Source organism: Haloarcula sp. KBTZ06 (assembly GCF_048595605.1).
GTDB lineage: Archaea > Halobacteriota > Halobacteria > Halobacteriales > Haloarculaceae > Haloarcula > Haloarcula hispanica.
In genome coordinates, this window is sequence record NZ_CP184337.1 from 680,231 (window position 1) to 701,669 (window position 21,439).

The 21,439-nt window shown below is 64.4% G+C and carries 21 protein-coding genes; 20 read left to right on the forward strand and 1 reads right to left on the reverse strand.

The genetic code is table 11. The features are described from left to right. The first annotated feature begins 9 nt into the window (after positions 1–9). From ACNO8S_RS03675 to ACNO8S_RS03760, 18 genes are all read left to right on the forward strand, one after another. Positions 10–360, forward strand: a complete 351-nt coding sequence (locus ACNO8S_RS03675) for a 50S ribosomal protein L18e (RefSeq protein WP_004516800.1) — start codon at positions 10–12, stop codon at positions 358–360. Then, the gene (locus ACNO8S_RS03680) at positions 357–794 is read left to right on the forward strand and encodes a 50S ribosomal protein L13 (RefSeq protein WP_008310363.1); all 438 of its coding nucleotides are present in this window, start codon (positions 357–359) and stop codon (positions 792–794) included. Before ACNO8S_RS03675 ends, ACNO8S_RS03680 begins: the two co-directional genes overlap by 4 nt. Next, positions 788–1,186: a 30S ribosomal protein S9 gene (locus ACNO8S_RS03685; protein ID WP_004516798.1), complete on the forward strand. Its 399-nt coding sequence runs from the start codon at positions 788–790 to the stop codon at positions 1,184–1,186. Before ACNO8S_RS03680 ends, ACNO8S_RS03685 begins: the two co-directional genes overlap by 7 nt. 12 nt (positions 1,187–1,198) lie before the next feature. Further along, positions 1,199–1,399 (forward strand): DNA-directed RNA polymerase subunit N, encoded by a 201-nt coding sequence (locus tag ACNO8S_RS03690; protein WP_023843157.1) that lies wholly within the window; start codon positions 1,199–1,201, stop codon positions 1,397–1,399. Continuing rightward, entirely contained in the window at positions 1,396–1,569 is a 174-nt protein-coding gene (locus ACNO8S_RS03695) for a DNA-directed RNA polymerase subunit K (protein WP_004516796.1), read from the forward strand. The genes ACNO8S_RS03690 and ACNO8S_RS03695 overlap by 4 nt, the downstream gene beginning before the upstream one ends. A 2-nt stretch (positions 1,570–1,571) precedes the next feature. After that, positions 1,572–2,777 (forward strand): phosphopyruvate hydratase, encoded by a 1,206-nt coding sequence (gene eno / locus ACNO8S_RS03700; protein WP_050006905.1) that lies wholly within the window; start codon positions 1,572–1,574, stop codon positions 2,775–2,777. Beyond that, positions 2,774–3,595 carry a 30S ribosomal protein S2 gene (gene rpsB, locus ACNO8S_RS03705; RefSeq protein ID WP_420182499.1) on the forward strand — a complete coding sequence of 274 codons (822 nt, stop codon included), beginning with the start codon at positions 2,774–2,776 and terminating at the stop codon, positions 3,593–3,595. The genes eno and rpsB overlap by 4 nt, the downstream gene beginning before the upstream one ends. Before the next feature lie 100 nt (positions 3,596–3,695). Further along, complete coding sequence (locus tag ACNO8S_RS03710) at positions 3,696–4,079, forward strand: DUF5518 domain-containing protein (RefSeq protein WP_014039759.1); 384 nt, start codon at positions 3,696–3,698, stop codon at positions 4,077–4,079. A 58-nt stretch (positions 4,080–4,137) separates the two neighbouring features. Further along, positions 4,138–4,518, forward strand: a complete 381-nt coding sequence (locus tag ACNO8S_RS03715; RefSeq protein ID WP_014039760.1) for a DUF5518 domain-containing protein — start codon at positions 4,138–4,140, stop codon at positions 4,516–4,518. A gap of 70 nt (positions 4,519–4,588) precedes the next feature. Further along, positions 4,589–5,926 carry a cytochrome P450 gene (locus ACNO8S_RS03720; RefSeq protein WP_050006902.1) on the forward strand — a complete coding sequence of 446 codons (1,338 nt, stop codon included), beginning with the start codon at positions 4,589–4,591 and terminating at the stop codon, positions 5,924–5,926. Positions 5,927–6,295: 369 nt separating this feature from the next. Then, entirely contained in the window at positions 6,296–8,476 is a 2,181-nt protein-coding gene (locus tag ACNO8S_RS03725) for a PAS domain S-box protein (RefSeq protein WP_151103019.1), read from the forward strand. A gap of 67 nt (positions 8,477–8,543) precedes the next feature. Then, on the forward strand, positions 8,544–9,527 hold the full coding sequence (gene mvk / locus ACNO8S_RS03730) for a mevalonate kinase (RefSeq protein ID WP_151103021.1): 984 nt from the start codon (positions 8,544–8,546) through the stop codon (positions 9,525–9,527). Continuing rightward, the gene (locus ACNO8S_RS03735) at positions 9,524–10,279 is read left to right on the forward strand and encodes an isopentenyl phosphate kinase (RefSeq protein ID WP_014039764.1); all 756 of its coding nucleotides are present in this window, start codon (positions 9,524–9,526) and stop codon (positions 10,277–10,279) included. Before mvk ends, ACNO8S_RS03735 begins: the two co-directional genes overlap by 4 nt. Before the next feature lie 170 nt (positions 10,280–10,449). After that, the gene (locus ACNO8S_RS03740) at positions 10,450–11,937 is read left to right on the forward strand and encodes a hypothetical protein (protein ID WP_420182500.1); all 1,488 of its coding nucleotides are present in this window, start codon (positions 10,450–10,452) and stop codon (positions 11,935–11,937) included. Between the two features lie 264 nt (positions 11,938–12,201). Further along, positions 12,202–13,548 (forward strand): ribonuclease J, encoded by a 1,347-nt coding sequence (locus ACNO8S_RS03745; RefSeq protein ID WP_014039766.1) that lies wholly within the window; start codon positions 12,202–12,204, stop codon positions 13,546–13,548. 4 nt (positions 13,549–13,552) lie between these two features. Beyond that, entirely contained in the window at positions 13,553–14,593 is a 1,041-nt protein-coding gene (idsA3, locus tag ACNO8S_RS03750; RefSeq protein WP_008310347.1) for a geranylfarnesyl diphosphate synthase, read from the forward strand. 87 nt (positions 14,594–14,680) lie between these two features. Then, entirely contained in the window at positions 14,681–15,616 is a 936-nt protein-coding gene (locus ACNO8S_RS03755; protein WP_420182501.1) for an ArsA family ATPase, read from the forward strand. A 772-nt stretch (positions 15,617–16,388) separates the two neighbouring features. Further along, complete coding sequence (locus tag ACNO8S_RS03760; protein ID WP_420182502.1) at positions 16,389–18,128, forward strand: glutamate--tRNA ligase; 1,740 nt, start codon at positions 16,389–16,391, stop codon at positions 18,126–18,128. Between the two features lie 8 nt (positions 18,129–18,136). Here the strand turns inward: ACNO8S_RS03760 and ACNO8S_RS03765 are convergent, their stop codons facing one another. Further along, positions 18,137–20,578 (reverse strand): PAS domain S-box protein, encoded by a 2,442-nt coding sequence (locus ACNO8S_RS03765; protein ID WP_420182503.1) that lies wholly within the window; start codon positions 20,576–20,578, stop codon positions 18,137–18,139. Positions 20,579–20,828: 250 nt separating this feature from the next. Here ACNO8S_RS03765 and ACNO8S_RS03770 point away from each other — a divergent pair, with 250 nt between their 5' ends. Continuing rightward, on the forward strand, positions 20,829–21,200 hold the full coding sequence (locus tag ACNO8S_RS03770; RefSeq protein ID WP_023843159.1) for an Hsp20/alpha crystallin family protein: 372 nt from the start codon (positions 20,829–20,831) through the stop codon (positions 21,198–21,200). Between the two features lie 57 nt (positions 21,201–21,257). Next, positions 21,258–21,413 (forward strand): hypothetical protein, encoded by a 156-nt coding sequence (locus tag ACNO8S_RS03775; protein WP_191907481.1) that lies wholly within the window; start codon positions 21,258–21,260, stop codon positions 21,411–21,413. Positions 21,414–21,439 lie beyond the last annotated feature (26 nt).

The window sequence follows — 21,439 nt, forward strand, 5'->3', positions numbered from 1 at the left end:
AGGAATCATATGAGTAAGACGAACCCGAGACTCAGTAGTCTCATCGCCGACCTGAAGTCAGCCGCCCGCAGTTCGGGCGGTGCTGTCTGGGGCGACGTCGCCGAGCGCTTAGAAAAGCCACGGCGCACACACGCGGAAGTCAACCTCGGCCGTATCGAACGATACGCCCAGGAAGACGAAACCGTCGTTGTGCCCGGCAAGGTGCTTGGCTCCGGTGTCCTGCAGAAGGACGTCACCGTCGCCGCTGTCGACTTCTCCGGAACCGCCGAGACGAAGATCGACCAGGTTGGAGAGGCTGTATCACTCGAACAGGCAATCGAAAACAACCCAGAAGGCTCCCACGTCCGGGTGATCCGATGAGCGTCGCAGAATTCGACGCGGATGTCATCGTTGACGCCCGCGACTGTATCATGGGCCGCGTCGCATCACAGGTCGCCGAACAGGCTCTCGATGGCGAGACGGTCGCCGTCGTCAACGCCGAGCGCGCTGTGATCACCGGCCGAGAGGAGCAGATCACAGAGAAGTACAAGAAACGTGTCGACATCGGTAACGACAACGGGTACTTCTACCCCAAGCGACCGGACGGCATCTTCAAGCGCACCATCCGTGGCATGCTGCCCCACAAGAAGCAGCGTGGCCGCGAGGCGTTCGAGAACGTCCGTGTCTACCTCGGCAACCCGTACGACGAGGACGGCGAGGTCCTAGACGGCACGTCGCTTGACCGACTGTCGAACATCAAGTTCGTCACGCTGGGCGAGATCAGCGAAACGCTTGGAGCGAACAAGACATGGTAACGAACACGTCTGGCAAGAAGAAGACCGCCGTCGCCCGCGCGACCGTTCGCGAGGGCGAGGGCCGCGTGCGTATCGACTCGCAGCCGGTCGAACTCGTCGACCCCGAGCTGGCGCAGCTCAAGATGCTGGAACCGTTCCGCATCGCCGAGGACGACCTCCGCGGCGAGGTCGACGTCGAAGTGTCCGTCGAAGGTGGCGGCGTCATGGGGCAGGCAGACGCCGCCCGAACCGCCATCGCTCGCGGGCTCGTCGACCACACCAACGACGCCGAACTCCGTGACGCGTTCATGGAGTTCGACCGCTCGCTGCTGGTCAACGACGTTCGCCAGTCCGAACCCAAGAAGTGGGGCGGCCCCGGTGCGCGGGCCCGCTACCAGAAATCGTACCGCTAAGGTGATACAGGTATGATGGTACCGGTTCGGTGTTTCACGTGCGGTAACGTCGTCGGCGAGCACTGGGAAGAGTTCAAAGCACGCACCCGCGAGGCCGAGGAGCCCGAGAACCCGGAGAAGGTCCTCGACGAACTCGGCGTCGAGCGGCACTGCTGTCGCCGGATGCTCGTCTCGCACAAGGACCTCGTCGACATCGTCTCACCATACCAATGAACGCACAGGAAAGCCGCTACGAGAAGGCCCGCAAACTCGGCGCACGAGCGCTGCAGTTGGCTCACGGTGCTCCCGTGCTCATCGAGACGGAACACACCCAGCCGATACTCATCGCCGCCGAGGAGTACGACGCTGGCGTCCTACCGTTCACGGTCAACAGGAGTGATTAACGATGACGCTCATCACTGACATCCGACTCCGCCGCGTCCTCGACTCCCGCGGGAACGCGACTGTCGAGGCCGACGTTCTCACCGAGAGTGGGGGCTTCGGTCGTGGCAAGGCACCGAGCGGCGCAAGCACGGGCGAGTACGAGGCCATCGAACTCCCCGCCAACGAGGCCATCGCCAAGGCCCGCGAGGAGGCACTCCCGCGACTCATCGGTGAGGTCCACGCCGGGAACCAGCGTGACGTCGACGCGGCGCTGCACGCCGCCGACGGCACCGACGACTTCTCCGGCATCGGAGCCAACAGCGCCGTCGCCATCTCGATGGCGGCCGCAAAGGCCGGTGCCGACGTGCTGGGCGCACCGCTGTACCAGCATCTCGGCGGTACGTTCCGGGGCAACGAGTACCCAACGCCGCTGGGCAATATCATCGGCGGCGGCGAGCACGCCGCGGATGCAACCAATATCCAAGAGTTCCTCGCAGCCCCCGTCGGCGCACCGAGCGTCGAAGAGGCTGTCTTCGCCAACGCCGCGGTCCATCAGGAGGTCCACGACATCCTGGCCGACCGCGACCTGCCAGCGGGCAAGGGCGACGAAGGAGCCTGGGCACCGTCCGTTTCGGACGACGAAGCGTTCGAGATTATGGACGAGGCTGTTGAGACCGTCGCCGACGACTTCGGCTTCGCTATCTCTTTCGGCCTCGATGTTGCTGGCGCGGAACTCTACGATGACGAGGCGGACGGCTACGTCTACGACGACGGCGTCAAGTCCACCGAAGAGCAGATAGAGTACATCGCCGGGAAGGTCGAGGAGTACGACCTCGTCTACGTCGAGGACCCACTCGACGAGAACGATTACGAGGCCTTCGCGGACCTGACCACACAGGTCGGTGACCAGACGCTCGTCTGTGGCGACGACCTGTTCGTCACCAACGTCGAGCGCCTGCAGGCCGGTATCAACGCCGACGCCGGGAACTCCATCCTGATCAAGCCGAACCAGATCGGGACGCTTACCGACGCTGTCGACGCCATCGAACTGGCGACGGCAAGCGGCTACGAGTCCGTGGTCTCTCACCGCAGCGGCGAGACGGAAGACACGACGATTGCACACCTCGCTGTCGCCACTGACGCACCGTTCATCAAGACCGGCGCGGTCGGCGGCGAGCGCACAGCCAAGCTGAACGAACTAATCCGTATCGAGGACAACGCAGTATGAGCGGCAACGAAAAAGAAGGTCTCGACGCGTCAGACTCCGACTTCGACCCGTCCGACGAGGACGACGAAGCGGTCGACGCGGAGACCGAAACGGAAGCCGAACAGCCCGCCGACGACGCCGCGGAGGCGACAGAGGCCGAACCAACCGATGCAGACACGAAGGCCGACGAAGCGGCCGACGCCGACGAGGCCGCCGGCCCACAGCTGGACGAGGACGTCATGCCCGACGAGCAGTCGGAGGCCGACCTCCTCATCCCCGTCGAGGACTACCTCGGCGCCGGTGTCCACATCGGGACCCAGCAGAAGACCCAGGACATGGAGCGGTTCATCCACCGCGTCCGGACTGACGGGCTCTACGTGCTGGACGTCTCGATGACCGACGAGCGCATCCGCACAGCCGCGGACTTCCTGGCCAACTACGAGCCGGAGCAGATCCTGGCCGCGTCGTCGCGCCAGTACGGCCGGTTCCCGGCCGAGAAGTTCGCCGAAGCGATCGGCGCGCGCGTCCGCACCGGCCGGTTCATCCCCGGCACGCTGACCAACCCCGACTACGACGGCTACATCGAGCCTGACATCGTGGTCGTCACCGACCCGATCGGTGACGCCCAGGCTGTCAAGGAGGCCATCACGGTCGGCATCCCGGTCATCGCGATGTGTGACTCCAACAACACCACGTCGAACGTCGACCTGGTCGTCCCGACGAACAACAAGGGGCGCAAGGCGCTGTCGGTCGTCTACTGGCTGCTGGCCAACGAGACGCTCGACCGCCGCGGTGCCGAGCCGACGTACGGACTCGACGACTTCGAGTCCGACATCTAACGTCGCTGAACTGTTTCGTTTTCTCGCTGTCGAAGTGCGAGTGGCGATGCCAGTATCGCCAACACAAGACCTACCACAAGCCCCGGAGTAGGGCTGGCAAATGGCAGAGGGAGACACACTCGTTAACGCGATTATCGGTGCCGTCGCAACCGCTCTGCTGAGTGGATTCGTCCCGCTTGCGCCGCTACTCGGTGGTGGCATCGCCGGCTATCTCGAAGGCGGCGAGCGAGACGACGGCGTCCGTGTCGGATTGCTGTCCGGCGCCGTCGGGCTGGCGATATCGCTGGTCTTCTTCGTGGTCGTGTTCGTCTTTCTGGCCGCATTTCTGGCATTTGTGCCCGAAGCACTGGGCGTGTTCGGCGCGGTGGGACTGCTCGTGCTCGTCCTCGGAACAGTCATGACGGCCGCGTATTTCCTCGGCTTGAGCGCGCTCGGCGGCTGGCTGGGTAACTACGTCAAGCACGACACGACCATCGGCGACTGACTGGCCAGCCGCGCTGTCGGTAACTACATCACGGGGGACGCCACTACCGAGAACGCATATGCGTGAGTCGGTGACCAACGCCGGTATCGGGGCGCTCGTCACGGTTGCGCTGTCGTTCGTTCCCTTTTCGTCGGTGGCTGGGGGTGCCGTGGCCGCGGCGAACCACGGCGGCAGCTACCGGACGGGGCTCTGGCTGGGAACGCTGGCCGGCGTCTGCGCGATGGTTCCCTTGCTTGCCCTCTTTCTCCCAGCGCTGTACATCGCTGGCCTCCTCGGGTTCGGGATTCCGCCCGGCGCACCGGGGTACGACTTGTTTCTGGCGCTCGTGTTCACGTTCTTTCTGCTGTACACTGTCGGTCTCAGCGCTCTCGGTGGTCTCGGCGGCGTCTGGATATCGGCACACACCGACTGGGACCTAGATGCCAACCGCTGGCTCTGAATGCACGTGAACCGCCCGCTGCCCGACATTTGGCATACCATTCAAGCGTGTCCGACACTAACGTCAGCCGATGTCAAAGACGCCGCCCGGACCGAAGGGCGAACCGCTGTTCGGCAGTAGTCGCACGTACGCTCGGGACCCGTTCCGGTTCATCTCGGCGCTGGAGCGAGCATACGGCGATGTCGCCCGCTTCGACATGGGGCCGATGGATACGGTCATGCTGTGTGATCCGACGGCAATCGAGCGCGTGCTGGTCTCGGAGGCAGACCGGTTCCGCAAGCCCGACTTTCAGGGAGATGCGCTCGGGGATCTGCTGGGTGACGGACTGCTGTTGAGCGAAGGGGAGACGTGGGAGCAGCAGCGAAAGCTCGCCAACCCCGCGTTCTCGATGGCTCGGTTGTCGGGGATGGCCGACCGCATCACCGACCACGCGGAGGACCGGATCGCCGACTGGTCCCACGGCGACGTCATCGACGCCGAGCAGTCGATGACCCGGGTCACGCTGGACGTAATTCTGGACCTGATGATGGGCGTCGAGCTTTCCGAGCAGCGAGTCCGGACCATCGAGGAACAACTGTTGCCGCTTGGCCAGCGGTTCGAGCCGGACCCTATCCGGTTCGCCATGCCGCAGTGGATGCCGATGCCCGACGACGCCGAGTTCGACCGCGCCGTGCGGACGCTGGACGAGGTGCTGGACGACATCATCGCGGTCCGTGAAGAATCGCTTGGGACGGCTGAGGACGGCCCGATGGATTTCCTGTCGGTGCTCCTGCGTGCCCGCGACGAGGGGAACCAGTCGCCCGACCAACTGCGCGACGAGATGATGACCATGCTGCTTGCCGGTCACGACACGACGGCGCTGACGCTGACCTACACCTGGTTCCTGCTGTCGGAACACCCCGAAGTCGAACAGCGGGTCCACGAGGAACTCGACGACGTCATCGGCGACGACCGGCCGGGGATGGAGCACGTCCGCGAACTGGACTACCTCGAATGGGTGATTCAGGAAGCGATGCGGCTCTACCCACCGGTGTACACCATATTCCGGGAGCCGACCGAGGACGTGACGCTGTCGGGCTACGAGGTCGAGGCGGGGACGACGCTGATGGTCCCTCAGTGGGGCGTCCACCGCTCCGAGCGGTTCTACGACGACCCAGAGACGTTCAATCCGGAGCGCTGGAAGCCCGAACGAGCGGGCGAGCGCCCGCGGTTCGCCTACTTCCCGTTCGGTGGTGGCCCGCGCCACTGTATCGGAAAGCATCTTGCCATGCTCGAAGCACAACTCATCACCGCGACGACGGCTAGCCAGTACCGACTGGAGTTTCAGGGGGAGACGCCTCTGGAGTTGTTGCCGTCGCTGACCGCCCATCCTCGGCAGGAAATGTCGATGCGCGTGCAGGAACGGTAGCGCGGACTCCGATGTGACCACTCCGGTGTCGTCGTCGCCTCACAGTGCGGGATCGACGTGACAGGGACTTGGTCATCAGCTATTTACTGCAGAACCCCGTGTAAGCGTACAAGAACAGCGGACTGAACGTCTCTCCGGTGACCGATTTCAGCCGCGGTCACGGTGGGAGGGCCCCGTTCACAGCCGACTACTCGACCATCATGACACTGCTGCAGAACACCACTGGCGGCAATCGTCCCGCGCCGTTTGCAGTTGTCCTGCGACCGGACCTGTCCCGAGACAGTTCCCAGAGCCATATCACTCCGACTGCTCTTGAGCAGGGAACGATATCTATCCCGGCGCAATGGCCAGACTCGAACGGGATACCGAATGACGTCTGAGACCGCTGTCAACGGGGACGACAGGGTTCAGGTCCTCTACGTCGGCACCGATTCGGACGACGCCGAAACGCTGTCGACGGCGCTCGAACGCGAGAACGGCCGTTTCACGGTCGAAACGGTGCGCACTGCTCCCGAGGCTGTGGCGAGGCTGGCTGACGATACCGTAGACTGTCTCGTCTCCGACTACGACCTGCCCGAACGGAACGGTGTCGAGCTTCTGGAAACGGTCCGTGACGAGCATCCGACCCTCCCGTTTATTATCTACACTGCCCGGGGGAGCGAGGCGGTCGCCAGCGAGGCGATTTCGGCCGGTGTCACGGACTACCTCAGGAAAGAGCCGGGCACCGAACAGCATGTGGAGTTGACGAACCGAATCTTTGACGCCGTCGAGCATCACCGCTCACAGCAGGCGACCACCGAGCGGAACCGAGCGCTCCGGAGCTACGAGCGGATGGTCAACTCCATGCAGGAGGCAGCCTGTATTTACGATGCGGAGGGGCGGTTCGAAATCGTCAACGAGACCATAGCAGAGTGGTACGACACGACGCGCGCTGCGCTCGAAGGACAGACAAGTAGACTCGTTCCGCGTATTCGAACCGAGGGTGAGAGAGACCGCTACCAGGAACTGCTCGACGGAACGCGGGAGCAGCTTAGCGGCGAAATCGAAGCGGAGTTCCCCGGCCACGGACACGCGGTGGTCGCGTACCAGCTAACGCCGCTGGTCGTCGATGGTGTTATCGACGGCATCGTCGGCGTCGCTCGGGACGTCACCGACCGGAAAGAGCGCGAACAGAAGCTACTCCGGAACAAACGCGCGATAGACGAGGCCCCGGTCGGTGTCGTTATCACCGACCCTGGCCAGACGGACAATCCGCTGATCTACGCCAACGACCACTACCGCGACCTGACTGGCTATTCGCTTCCGGAGTTACTCGGGAAGAACTGCCGAATGCTACAGGGCGAGAACACCGATCCGGAGTCCGTCGCTACAATGCGGGACGCGATTGACGCAGAGGAGCGGGTGACGGTCGAACTCAGGAACTACCGGAAGAACGGGACCGAGTTCTGGAACAGGGTTCGGATCGCGCCGGTTCGCGATGACGACGGGGCAGTCGTCAACCACGTCGGGTTCCAGCAGGACATCACGGAGCGGAAACGACGCGAGCAACGGTTAGAGGAAACATCGTCACGCCTCGAAGCCCTCTTCGAGAACTCGCCGGACATGATCGACGTGCTCGACGCCGATGGGACGATCCGCGACGTGAACCAGCGGTTCTGTGCGGAACTGGGGTACGACGAGAGCGAGGTGCTCGGGCGGTCGATCTGGGAGTTCGACCTGACGTTCGACGCCGAGGACGTGCAGACACAGCTTTCGGGGTTCAGTGTCAACGAGCGCCGCAAGTTCGAGGGCCTGTACGAACGCCGCGACGGGTCGACGATGCCGGTCGAAGTACATCTGCTCCGACTCAGCCTCGACGGCGAGGACCGGTTCCTGGCGATCAGCCGTGATCTCACGGAGCGCAAGGAGCGCGAGCAGGAACTCGAACAGCAAAACGAACAGCTCGAACAGTTCGCCAGCGTCGTCAGCCACGACCTCCGGAACCCGCTGACTGTCGCTCGCGGCCAACTCGAACTCCTGCGAGAGGAATCCGATAGCGAGCATATCGACGCCATCGACGGCGCACACCAGCGGATGGATACACTCATCGACGACCTGCTCACGCTCGCACGCGACGGCGCGTCACCCGCTTCGCCCGTCGTGGTTGACCTCGAACAGTTTGTCCAGACGTGCTGGCAAAACGTCGATACGAAAGCCGCGACGCTCCGCACTGACATAGACCGGCCCATCCGCGCCGACGAGAGCCGCCTCAGACAACTGTTCGAGAATCTCGTCCGCAACGCGGTTGAGCACGGCGGTGACGGCGTGACCGTGACCGTCGGCGAACTGGCCGACGGCTTCTACGTCGCGGACGACGGTCCCGGTATCCCTGTGGCCGACCGCGGGGACGTGTTCGATGCCGGCTACTCGACGGCGGTCGAAGGGACCGGCTTCGGCCTGAGCATCGTGAAACAGGTCGCTGACGCCCACAGCTGGGCGGTCCGCGTCGGCAGCGGCAGCGACGGCGGCGCCCGGTTTGAGTTCACCGATGTCGACACTGTCTCTGAGTAGTATCCCGAGGGTCGTCCTGACCATCGACTCCGAAAACGCCTAACGCCCTGGGTGCACACGAGCGGGTATGGTCACGTCGAGCGCTCCCGGGAAGGTGTACCTGTTCGGGGAGCACGCGGTCGTCTACGGTGAGCCGGCGGTGCCCTGCGCCATCGAGCGGCGAGTGCATGTGACGGCAACCGAGATCGACGAGGGATTGCGAATCCACGCGAACGACTTGCAACTGGACGGCTTTACCGTCGAGTACACCGGCGACGGGGAGAGCCATCCGGACGTAGACGTCGCCGAATCGCTCGTCGAAGCCGGCATGGGGTACGTCAACGAGGCAGTGGCACAGGCCCGTGACGCGGCCGACGCGCCGGAAGCGGGCTTCGAGATTTCCGTCGAGGGCGACATCCCGCTCGGGGCGGGGCTGGGGTCGTCTGCCGCGCTCGTCGTCGCGGCGATAGACGCGGCGACCCGGGAACTCGGCGTCGAACTGCCGGCGAGCGAAATCGCCGACCGCGCCTATCAGGTCGAACACGAGGTACAGGACGGGCAGGCCTCGCGGGCGGACACGTTCTGCTCGGCGATGGGCGGGGCGGTCCGCGTGGAGGGCGACGACTGCCGGCGGCTGGACGGCATCGACACCCTCCCCTTCGTCATCGGCTACGACGGCGGGGCCGGCGACACCGGCGCACTGGTCGCCGGCGTCCGGACCCTCCGCGATGAATACGACTTCGCTGCCGACACCGTCACGGCAATCGGCGATATCGTCCGCGAGGGCGAAGCGGTGCTGGAAACGGGCGATTACGAGCGGCTCGGGGAACTGATGGACTTCAACCACGGACTGCTCTCGGCGCTGGGCGTCTCCTCGCGGTCGCTGGACTCGATGGTGTGGGCGGCCCGCGACGCCGACGCACACGGCGCGAAACTCACCGGAGCCGGTGGCGGTGGCTGTATCGTCGCGCTGGACGAGACGGACGACGCGCTCACGGCGCTGAAGTACACGCCGGGGTGTGAGGACGTCTTCCGGGCCGAACTGGACACCGACGGGGTCCGGCAGGAATGACGGCCGTCCTCAAACTCGGCGGGAGCGTCATCACGGAGAAAGACGAACCCGAGACGGTCGATACGGCCGCTCTGTCGGCGGCGGCGTCGGCTATCGCCGAATCGGCAGTCGGGGAGGATATCGTCGTCGTTCACGGCGGCGGGAGCTTCGGCCACCACCACGCCGCCGATTACGGTGTCAGCACGACCGCGGGGACCCACGACGTGGACGGCGTACAGGCCATCCACGGCGCGATGTGTCGGCTCAACGCCGCCGTCGTCGATGAACTCACTGGGCAGGGAGTTCCGGCTGTCCCGATCCACCCGTTCTCGGCGGCCACACGCGACGCCGACAGTGACCTTTCGCTGCCGACGGCGCAGGTCACGACGCTGCTCGACGAGGGGTTCGTCCCGGTCCTCCACGGCGACCTCGTCGCACACGCCGGTGCGGGCGCGACGGTTCTGAGCGGCGACGAACTGGTCGTCGAACTCGCGCCCGCTGTCGACGCGGACCGCGTCGGCGTCTGCTCGACTGTTCCCGGCGTCCTCGACGAAGACGGGACCGTCATCGACCGCATCGAGACATTCGAGGCCGTCGCATCGGCGCTGGGCGGGAGCGACGCGACGGACGTGTCGGGTGGGATGGCCGGCAAGGTCCGTGCGCTGCTCGCCCTCTCGGCCCCCGCCGTCGTGTTCGGGCCCGACGCACTCCCCGCGTTTCTCGCCGGTGAGAGCCCGGGAACGACTATCGCTGGTGATGACGACGACTGGTGAGACTGCTACTACTGTCGTCGACTGGCCCGTCCCAGAAAGCGATTTAGTCCATAGTGTGCCCAGGCTGGCTGATGCAGGGTATCTCTGCCCAGGTCTGGCAGACTGGTAGCTTAAATATCACTTCTTCGGCTGTCGTAACATATTTGTCCTCTGTTATCAATTATGCGACTATGTCTGCAGTAGGTCTGACCGACGTCTATCGATACGGAACGAGGTTTCTCGGGACATTGCTTGTCGTCGCCGGCGTCGGTGGCGGCCTCATCGCTGCAGGGTACGTGCTGATACAGAACGGCTCTCTCGACTCGTTCTCGGGGACGCAAGGCTATCGCGCGGTACTCGGCGTCGTTGTCGGTGCGCTCGGTGGGCTCCTGTTGCTCTCCGGCCTGCTCGGCCTGAGCCACAAGCTCATCGCCGACGCGACGATGGCGGGCACGCTCGCGGCCCAGACAGCACAGCGTGGTGCGAGCGATGTGGCAGCCGCCAGTCCTCCAGCGAGCGACCAGGCAGCAACTGAAACTGCCGATGATAGCGCCGCAGCGGCGACCGAATCGGCCACGGAATCGGAAGAACCGACGCCGGAGCCGGCCGGGACTGAACCGGCGGTTTCTCAGGAGACGGAACCGGCCGCCGACTCAGCGGCTGTCGAGCCGGCAACGGCCGAACCCGAGGTATCGGAGCCGGTCGCTGACTCCGAGACGGACGCCGACTCGTCCGGAGACTCGGGAATCCACGCGTCCGCACAGGAACCCTCCGACCCATCCGACGGGGCAGCGGCGTCCGCTACGTCCGACGCTGCGGCGGCCGGGACTGATGACGCACCGGCGACGGCAGCCGACGAAGATCCGCTGGCGGATGCTGACCCGGCGACAGCTGATGACCCGGTGGCAGGCGATGTCCCAGTGACAGACAAGGACCTTCTGGACACCGACGACACTTCAGAACCACCGTCGACCGACGACACGATGGCCGCGGCGACGGACGGAGACGCAGTGGAGACGGCCCAGAACGAACAGCTATCGAACCAACAGCCGGCGGAAAACGTTGCTGGACCGGAATCCGAAGCAGTGGACGACACTACTGCGGAGCCATCCCCGACAGACCTCGCCGGTGAGTCGGAAACGGTAGAGCCCCAGTCTGAACCCAGCGAGCAGTCGGACCGCGACCTGCTTGCTGAGGACGCCGCCGAGGAACCAGAATCGAGCACGGAACCACAGGAGTGGACTCCGCCGGACCCCGCGGAGTTCGACACGCAGAGCGAGGAACCCGCGGCGGCCGACGACTGGGGAGACGACGAGCCAGCACCGGCCGACGAATGGGAAACCGAACCCGAAGCCGATAGCGACCCCACTGGCGTCGGCACGCCGGATGCTGACGAGGCGGACCAGCGCGACGCCGTGACTCAGGACACCCGAATACTCGACGAAACCGACGGGACAGACACGTCCGGTGGCCCGCGGACGACGGACGACCTGTTCGGTGGCGGCACCGGTGACGAGCAATCCGACTCCGGGGTCGACGAGAGCGTGCAGAGCGAGGCGGAGTCTCAGGACGCGGACGCGACTGACGACGAGGACGCGACGCTCGCGGACGACGGTGTCACTGGTTTCGACGTCTCCAGTGACGACGACCCGCTCTCGGACCCCTTAGACGACGAGTAGCGACGAACCCACACCGTTTTAAGAAGCGCCGTTGTAGTCCGGAGTAACCGAGCGCACGGCCGCCCGCGGACTGCGGTTTGGCGGCCGGCAGACGGCGGATGTAAGTTGCGGGACGGAAGTCCCTCCCACTGCGGTTGCCCAGGCTACGGGCGTACCCGACTGGCCTGGAGCGCCGACGCGGACGAAGTCGCCTACATTGCAGATACCGTCGTTGCCGTGCCCCACCGGATGCCCGCGGCCGGCTTTCCACTCGGAGCTACAACTATGGAAGTCGAAATTGCGACAATTGGCGGTTACGAGGCTGTAGGCCGACAGATGACGGCCGTCCGTGCAGGGGACGACGTCGTCATCTTCGACATGGGCCTGAACCTCTCGAAGGTACTGATTCACGACAACGTCGAGACGGAACGGATGCACTCGCTGGACCTCATCGACATGGGTGCCATCCCGGACGACCGGGTCATGTCCGACCTGGAAGGCGACGTGAAGGCTATCGTGCCGACACACGGTCACCTCGACCACATCGGCGCGATTTCCAAGCTCGCCCACCGCTACGACGCACCCATCGTCGCGACGCCGTTCACCATCGAACTCGTCAAACAGCAGATCAAGAGCGAGGAGAAGTTCGGCGTCCAGAACGACCTCGTCAAGATGGACGCCGGCGAGACGATGTCCATCGGCGAGCGCAACGAACTGGAGTTCGTCAACGTCACACACTCCATCATCGACGCCATCAACCCCGTGCTTCACACGCCGGAAGGCGCAGTCGTCTACGGGCTCGACAAGCGGATGGACCACACGCCGGTCATCGGCGACCCCATCGACATGAAGCGGTTCCGCGAGATCGGCCGCGAGGGCGAGGGTGTCCTCTGTTATATCGAGGACTGTACGAACGCGGGCAAGAAGGGCCGCACGCCCTCCGAATCCGTCGCGCGTCGCCACCTCAAAGACGTGATGGACAGCGTCGCCGACTACGACGGCGGCATCGTCGCCACGACGTTCTCCTCACACATCGCTCGTGTCAAGAGCCTCGTCGAGTTCGCTGACGACATCGGCCGCCAGCCGGTGCTGCTCGGTCGCTCGATGGAGAAGTACTCCGGCACCGCCGAACGACTCGACTTCGTCGACTTCCCGGAGGACCTGGGCATGTACGGCCACCGGAAATCCGTCGACCGGACGTTCAAGCGGATCATGAACGAAGGCAAGGAGAACTTCCTCCCCATCGTCACCGGCCACCAGGGCGAGCCCCGCGCGATGCTCACCCGTATGGGCCGCGGCGAGACGCCATACGAGCTAGACGACGGCGACAAAGTCATCTTCTCGGCCCGGGTCATTCCGGAGCCGACCAACGAGGGCCAGCGCTACCAGTCCGAGAAGCTCCTGGGCATGCAGGGCGCGCGCATCTACGACGACATCCACGTTTCGGGCCACCTCCGCGAGGAGGGCCACTACGAGATGCTCGACGCGCTCCAGCCGAAGAACGTCATTCCGGCCCACCAGAGCCTCGAAGGGTTCGCACCGTACGTCGACCTCGCGGAAAACATGGGCTACAAAGCCGGGCGGGACCTCCACATCACCCGCAACGGCAACATGATCCAGCTCACCGAGTAAATCGATGTCCGAACGCCATCAGCAGGTCGAAGACGCGATTGTCGCCCGACGAGACCGGGTCAACGACGCCCTCCCCGAGGACCTTCCGGTGCAGAAGCCGGACCACCTCTACGAGGCGTCGCGTTACCTGCTGGACGCGGGCGGGAAACGGCTCCGCCCGACGGTCCTGCTGCTGGTCGCGGAGTCGCTGCTCGACGTCGACCCGCTGACGGCAGACTACCGTGACTTCCCGACGCTCGAGGGCGGGCAGGCCGATATGATGTCGGCCGCGCTCGCCATCGAGGTCATCCAGACGTTCACGCTTATCCACGACGACATCATGGACGACGACGCGCTCCGTCGCGGGGTGCCCGCCGTCCACAAGGAGTACGACCTCTCGACGGCGATTCTCGCCGGCGACACGCTGTACTCGAAAGCGTTCGAGTTCCTGCTCGATACCGGCGCGGCCCCCGAGCGGACCGTCGACGCGAACAAGCGACTCGCGACGACGTGTACCCGCATCTGCGAGGGCCAGTCCCTCGACATCGAGTTCGAGCAACGCGACGTCGTCACGCCCGAGGAGTACCTGGAGATGGTCGAACTCAAGACGGCCGTGCTGTACGGCGCGGCCGCCTCGATTCCGGCCACGCTGCTCGGGGCCGACGCGGAGACAGTCGACGCCCTGTACAACTACGGGCTCGACGTGGGTCGCGCGTTCCAGATTCAGGACGACCTGCTGGACCTGACGACCCCCTCGGAGAAACTGGGCAAGCAGCGCGGGTCCGACCTCGTCGAGAACAAGCAGACCCTGGTGACGTTACACGCTCGCCAGCAGGGCGTCGACGTCGGCGACCTCATCGACACGGACTCCGTCGAGGCTGTTTCGGAAGCCGAAATCGACGCGGCCGTCGAGCGCCTGCGCGACGTTGGGTCCATCGAATACGCCCGCCAGACCGGGCAGGATCTCATCGCGAGCGGCAAGCAGAACCTCGAAGTCCTGCCGGACAACGAGTCCCGGTATCTGCTCGAGGGTATCGCGAACTACCTCGTCGAGCGCGACTACTGAGCGCTCCGACAGTCCGTTTTTCCCGCGTCTTTCGACCCTGAACAGTGCTGGTCAGCAACTAAGACCTGTCAGCCCCTAGGCAGTCGTGTGACTCGGTTCCTCCTCTACGGCGGCAAGGGCGGCGTGGGCAAGACGACCGTAGCCGCGGCGACCGGCTACCGGCTAGCAGCGGCGGGCCACGAGACACTGGTCGTCTCCACTGACCCCGCGCACTCGCTGGCCGACGCCGTCGAGGCCGAGGTCGGCGGCGACCCGACGGAAATCCAGTCGGGGCTGTGGGGTGTCGAGATCGACCCGCAGACCGGTATCGACCGCTACCGGTCGCTGTTCGAGGCGCTGGCGTCGGAGTTTTCCGACGCCGGGGTCCGGATTGACGAGGACGAAATCGCCGACCTGTTCACGACCGGCGTGATGCCCGGCAGCGACGAACTGGCGGCCATCGAGGGCATGGCGACGTACATCGAGAGCGACCGCTGGGACCGCGTGGTGTTCGACACCGCCCCGACCGGCCACACGCTCCGCTTGCTCGACCTGCCGTCGGTGATGGACCGCGGCGTCGCGACGGCGATGGACCTCCGGGATCAGGTCCGCCGGAAGGTCAACACCGCCCGGACAATGATGTTTGGCCCGATGGCGAGCCGACGCGACGACGGTCCGGACGACTTCACCGCGATGCGCGAGCGGATGGAGCGGGTCGGTACAGTGTTGCGAGACCCAGAGCAGACGGCGTTCCGGGTCGTCACCATTCCCGAGACGATGGCCGTCCGCGAGACTGAGCGGTTGGTCGAGAAACTCCGCGAGTTCGACGTGCCGGTGACGATGCTGGTCGTGAACAAGGTCATCGAGGATGCCGGCGACTGTCAGCGCTGTCAGGGGAAGCAGGCGGTACAGCAAGAGTCTATTGCCGCGCTTCGGGAGTCGCTGCCCGAACTGGGCCTGTGGACGATTCCTGACCAGTCCGGCGAGGTGACTGGTCTTAGCGCGCTGGAACAGGTCGCGGACTCGTTAGGTGCTGTGGAGTGACCACTCTTCGTTTGTGGGTAAACCATCCCGCGTAGAATACGCAGGCGTCTGCGAACTTACCAACCAGAAAACACATGCGGCCAGAGATGAGTTGCTTGCGTCATGAATCTCCGTCCGATTCTTGCGGTGTTTCTCATTATCACTGTCGGCATCGTAGCTTCGCTACTCCTGTTTCCCACCCTTTCTGCCCACAGCGGCCCGCCCGATGTAACGACGACTGACACGCCGACGATTGAGCCATCTGTTCCGGCTCCATACCAAGGAACGAAAGCCGAACCCTCTGTCGTCATTCAGGTCGGTGCCACTGGGAATGGTTTGCCGATTCAGGTTTGGAATGCTAGCCCGATGAATCGAACCGTATCCGTCGAGATAGTACATACTGACAGCAATTCTTCAGTCCTAACCCGGACAGAAACACTGCCACCGAACGGGACACTTTGGTTGGAAATTCCGTCCCCAGGGTACCTCCTCACAGTGACGGACGAAGCAACACAGACGACTGGAACGTACCCAGTAACAACTGACCATTTCGACTGTAATTCCCGGTTTGCAGAAGTCCGTATCGGTAGCAACGGAACAGTGGATTCTCGGACCGTCTCCACAAGTATGGGCTGTTGACGGTGCTCGCTGTACTAACCAGTATGCCTGCACCCTGTACTGTGTGGCGAATCGTTGCAGACCAGGGACCTAAGTGAACTGCTTGCTGACACCCTGCCCCCATAGCTGGCTGAACCCGACGGCGTTTTGACCCTCCCAGTCGCAGGTCCCGGTAATGGACGACGAGCTGCGAGACCGAATCACGGAGGCGGCGGAGACAAGCGCCCTCCTGAACGCGGTCAAACACGACAGCGAGGCACAGGTCGGAGCGATCATGGGGCCACTCATGGGCGAGAACCCGGAGTTCCGCGAGTACGGCGACGAGATTCCGGGCGTCATCGCGCCGGTCGTCGAGCGGGTCAACGGGATGAGTAGTTCTGAACGCCGCGAGCGGCTGGCCGAACTTGCGCCGGATAAACTCGAAGAACTGGAGAGCAAGGACGAGGGCGAGGACCACCCGCTGCCGGACCTGCCCAACGCCGACGAGTACGACACTGTCCGGATGCGAGTCGCGCCCAACCCCAACGGCCCGTGGCACATCGGCCACGCGCGGATGGCCGCCGTCGTGGGGACGTACAAGCAACGCTACGACGGGGAGTTCATCTGCCGCTTCGACGACACCGACCCCGAGACCAAGCGGCCGGACCTGGACGCCTACGACGCGATTCTGGACGCCATCGACTACCTGGGCTTCGAGCCCGACGACGTGGTCAACGCCAGCGACCGGGTGGAGACCTACTACGAGTACGCCCGGGAACTCATCGACAAAGGCGGGGCCTACACCTGCTCGTGCCCGCAGGGTGAGTTCTCCGACCTGAAGAACAACGGCGAGGCCTGTCCCCACCGCGACAAGGACGCCGAAACGACGCGCTCGGAGTTCGAAGCGATGGTCGACGGCGAGTACGACAGCGGCGAGATGGTGCTGCGGGTCCGGACCGACATCACCCACAAGAACCCCGCGCTGCGGGACTTCGTCGCCTTCCGGATGGTCGATACGCCCCATCCCCGGGAAGCGGCCGAAGAGTACCGCTGCTGGCCGATGCTGGACTTCCAGAGCGGGCTCGACGACCACTTGCTGGGCGTCACGCACATCATCCGCGGCATCGATCTGCAAGACTCCGCAAAACGCCAGCAGTTCGTCTACGACTACTTCGACTGGGAGTACCCCGAGGTCATCCACTGGGGCCACGTTCAGGTCGACGCCTACGACGTGCCTCTCTCCACGTCAAGCATCGCCGAACTCATCGAGGACGGCGAACTGGCGGGCTGGGACGACCCGCGAGCGCCGACCGTCGCCAGCCTCGAACGGCGTGGTATCCGCGGCGAGGCCGTCGTCGACGCGATGATTCAACTGGGGACCTCCACTTCGAACGTCGACCTCGCGATGTCCTCGATCTACTCGAACAACCGCGACCTGATCGACGACGACTCGGACCGGGCGTTCTTCGTCCGGGACAGCGACGACCACGGCGGCCTCGTCGAGCGCCAGATCGTCGGCGGCCCGGACGCCGGCGAACCGCCGCTGCATCCGGATTTCGAGGAGCGTGGCCGCCGCGAGATTCCGGTAACCAGCGGTGTCGTCGTTGAAGGCGACGACCTGCCAGGTCACGGCGAGCGTATCTGGCTCAAGGGGTACGGCTGCGTGCGCCACACCCGCGACGCCTTCGAGTACACCGGCGACGACATCGACGCCGTCCGCGAGGAGGGCGTCGACGTGATTCACTGGGCACCGGCTGATGGGCCACAGGTCCGCCTCCGGACGATGGACGGTGACGTGTCAGGCGTGGCCGAACCCGGACTACTCGATTACGACGCTGACGAGGTGGTTCAGTTCGAGCGCATCGGCTTCGCCCGCCTCGACGAGGTCGCGGACGACCCGGACACGGAGTCCGTCGCATACTTCACCCATCCCTGAAGCCGCCGTCACGACGACTCAGCCGTCGGTTCTTCGCCCTGTGTCTCGATCTCGACGCCGCTGAACTCGAACCGGGCGCCGCCGTCCTCGCTGTCGGTAATTTTCAGTTCCCAGCCGTGGGCCTCGGCAATCGTCTCGACTATCGACAGGCCGAACCCGGTGCCGTCATCGTTCGTACTGTAGCCCGATTCGAGAACGGCGTCGCGCTGGTCCGGCGGAATCCCCGGGCCGTCGTCGGCGACGTAGAAGCCGTCCGGCGTGGCTCCGAGCGTTATGGTGACCGCCCCTGCCCCGTCGGCCGCTGGCCCGGATTCGGGAGTATCACCGTCTCTGCCGTGTTCCACAGCGTTTCGTACGAGGTTCTGGAACAGTTCGACGAGGCGGTCGGGGTCGGCCAGTACGCGCTCCGGCGGGTCCCGAATCCGGCGCTCGGCCGCGCTCGTTGGCGCGGCGTCCCACGCTCGAGCGAACGTGTCTCGGAGCGACACCGGTTCGGGGTCGCCGATGTCACGCCCCTCGCGGGCCAGCGTCAGGGTGTGGTCGATGAGCGTCTCCATCCGATTGAGGGCGTCCGTTGCGGCCGTTATCGACTCGCGTACGTCCGCCGAAGCGTCCTGTGACGCCAGTTCCAGATGGCCGCTGGCGACCTGCAAGGGGTTCCGGAGGTCGTGGCTGACGAGGCTGGCGAACTCGTCCAGCCGCTCGTTCTGGAGTTGGAGTTGTCGCTCCCGCCGCTTCTGGTCGGTGATGTCCGTGATGACGGAGACGCTACCGACCACAGAACCACTGAGGCCGCGAATCGGGGCGGCGGCAAGACTCACGTCGACACGGCTCCCGTCTTTTCGCTGGAGTTCCGTTTCGTGGCCCGCCAGACGCTCGCCCTCGAGTACCTGCGCGTGAAGTTCGGCGGTCTGCCGTCGGTTCTCGGCCGGGATGACGGGGACTGTTTCGCCCAGAACCTCGTCGGCAGACCAGCCGAACAGCTCTGTCGCGGCGGGGTTCCAGACTTCGACGACCCCGTCGGTGTCCGTCGCAATAATCGCAAGCGGGGCAGCCTCGACGAGCGTCTCCAGACGCTCGGTCGTCACTGCGAGTTCGGACTCGATTTCCTTTCGCTGTGAGATGTCACGGACGATGCCGACTCGGCCGGACTCACCGCTGGCCAGTTCGATGTCCGCCGCATCGACTTCACAGGGGACCTGTTCGCCGGACGCGGTCCGGATCAGGAACTCTCCCGGCTCGTCGTCCATCGGTTCGGTTTCCATCTGTCCCAGCACCGTCTCGAAGCGTTCGCCGACGAGACTGTCCTCGACGGTACCGACCAGTTCGGCGAACGGGTCGTTGTACGTGACGAACCGGTCGTGCTCGTCGAGGACGTAGACGGGTTCGCTGACGCCCTCGAAAATCGTCTTGTACTGCGCCAGCCGCTGTTCGCGCTGTTTCCGCTCCGTGACATCCCGGAGGACGACGAGCCGGCCAACGAGTCCATCGAACCGGTCGGTAAACGGGGTCACTTCGAGCTCGACGAACCGCTGCTGGCCGTCCACGGAGAGCGCGAGTTCCGACCAGTCTGACTGTCCGTCGTCGTCGACCGTGACTTTGTCCCAGGTCGGGATGACGGCGTCTACTTGCTGGCCCACGAGCGTTTCCTCGGGGCCAGCGAGGAGGGTCTCGGCCGCTGGGTTCGCGTGGCTGATACAACCGTCGACGTCCAGAACGAGCGTTCCATCGCCCATTTGCTCGACGATGGTCTTCTGGGCGGCTGGCACCGGGTCGAGTGTCTTGAACGTGTAGAGCCCGGTCGTCATCGCTATCCCGGAGACTCCCCAGGCGAAAATCGTGGCGTCTTCGGGAATCTGTAGGAAGTACTGCTGGGTCAGCGCAATGGTCCAGGGAGCCAGCGCCGCGACGAGGACGGCAGCGGCCTGTGTTCGGTACAGGTGTCGCGAGCGGACGAACAACTGAACGAGAACGATTGTCCCGGCGAGTGCCGCAATCAGAATCGTCGCCATGTGGGCGACGAACACCGCTGTGAGGCCGGTCCCGGGCGTCACCACCAGCGACCCCACGGAGCCGCTGGGCGGGAGGTCGAACAGCGATACGCCCGGAAAGACGAACACGGCCATCAGCATCAGTAGATCAAGCGACAGTAGCCCGACGGCCCGGCGCGTCACCGCCCGGTCGAAGTCGGCGTACTGCAACGCGGCGTGCAGCCAGGAGATGGCGACTGCACCCTGCGCGATGGTCGCGACCTGTCGGGCGAGCAACTGGGTCGACAGCGTCGTCGCGGTGATGTCGACGGCGTAGCTGGCAGCACCGACTGACAGAGCGAGGTGAAACACCACCATCGGCGTCCCGCCAGGGTCCTCCCGCTTGCGCCACGCGAGCAGTGAAAACACCGCGGAAAGGCCCGTCAGGACCCACAGGGCCGTCACGAAGCGGCCGTACATCGTTCCAGTAACGATACTCCTATTCCCACTTTATCTTATCGATAGATGGGTATTATTAGTAAAAAATACGCTTGCCTGTAGTCGGTCTCCTCATTACCCGAATCATGCCTTCTAACCCGACTGGGGCTACTTGCAGTGGTTATTTTAAACTCTCGATGAGCTGAATTACTGTTTGTTGTCATATACCATGGTTAGTAAGACTTTTTACGAACTGCAACACTAGTGTCAAATGGACACGAGGTGATGGCCAATGGCACTGCCAACAACCACACCGAGTTCCTGGATGCGCGGTCTTGACCTCCCGTCCCGCCTACTCGAAACCGGTAGCGACGACTACGAACTATATGAAGAGGACGACGAGTTCGTCCTCAACGTCGAGCTCCCGGGCTTTGACGTCGAGGACATCGACGTCTCCTGGGACGACGGCATGTTGAACATCGCCGCCGAACGTGAGGACGAACAGCGCGGCGAGCGTCGGACGTACCACCGACGCTTCCGGTTCCCGAAGCGGGTCGACGACGAGGGTATCGCCGCGAACTACACCAACGGTATCCTCAAGGTGCGCCTGCCCGTCGAGGTAGGCGCGACGGCCCGCGGCAAGCAGATCGAGGTCGAAGGCTGACCGTCGGGCCACAGGCGTACCGCCCGAGAACCGAGCTTTTTCGCTTCGTTCAGAACGATGCAACTGACTGTCAGGCCACTCAAGAACAGAGAGCCGGGGAGTGGGATGGCAGTCATCGACCGGCAGGCTCCGGCGGACAGCGAGTTCAGCAGCGGTGACTTCGTTCGCCTGCAGGAACGCAGCAGTGGCCAGTCGGCTATCGCGACCGTGTGATCCAGCGACTGTGGTGGCACTGGTCG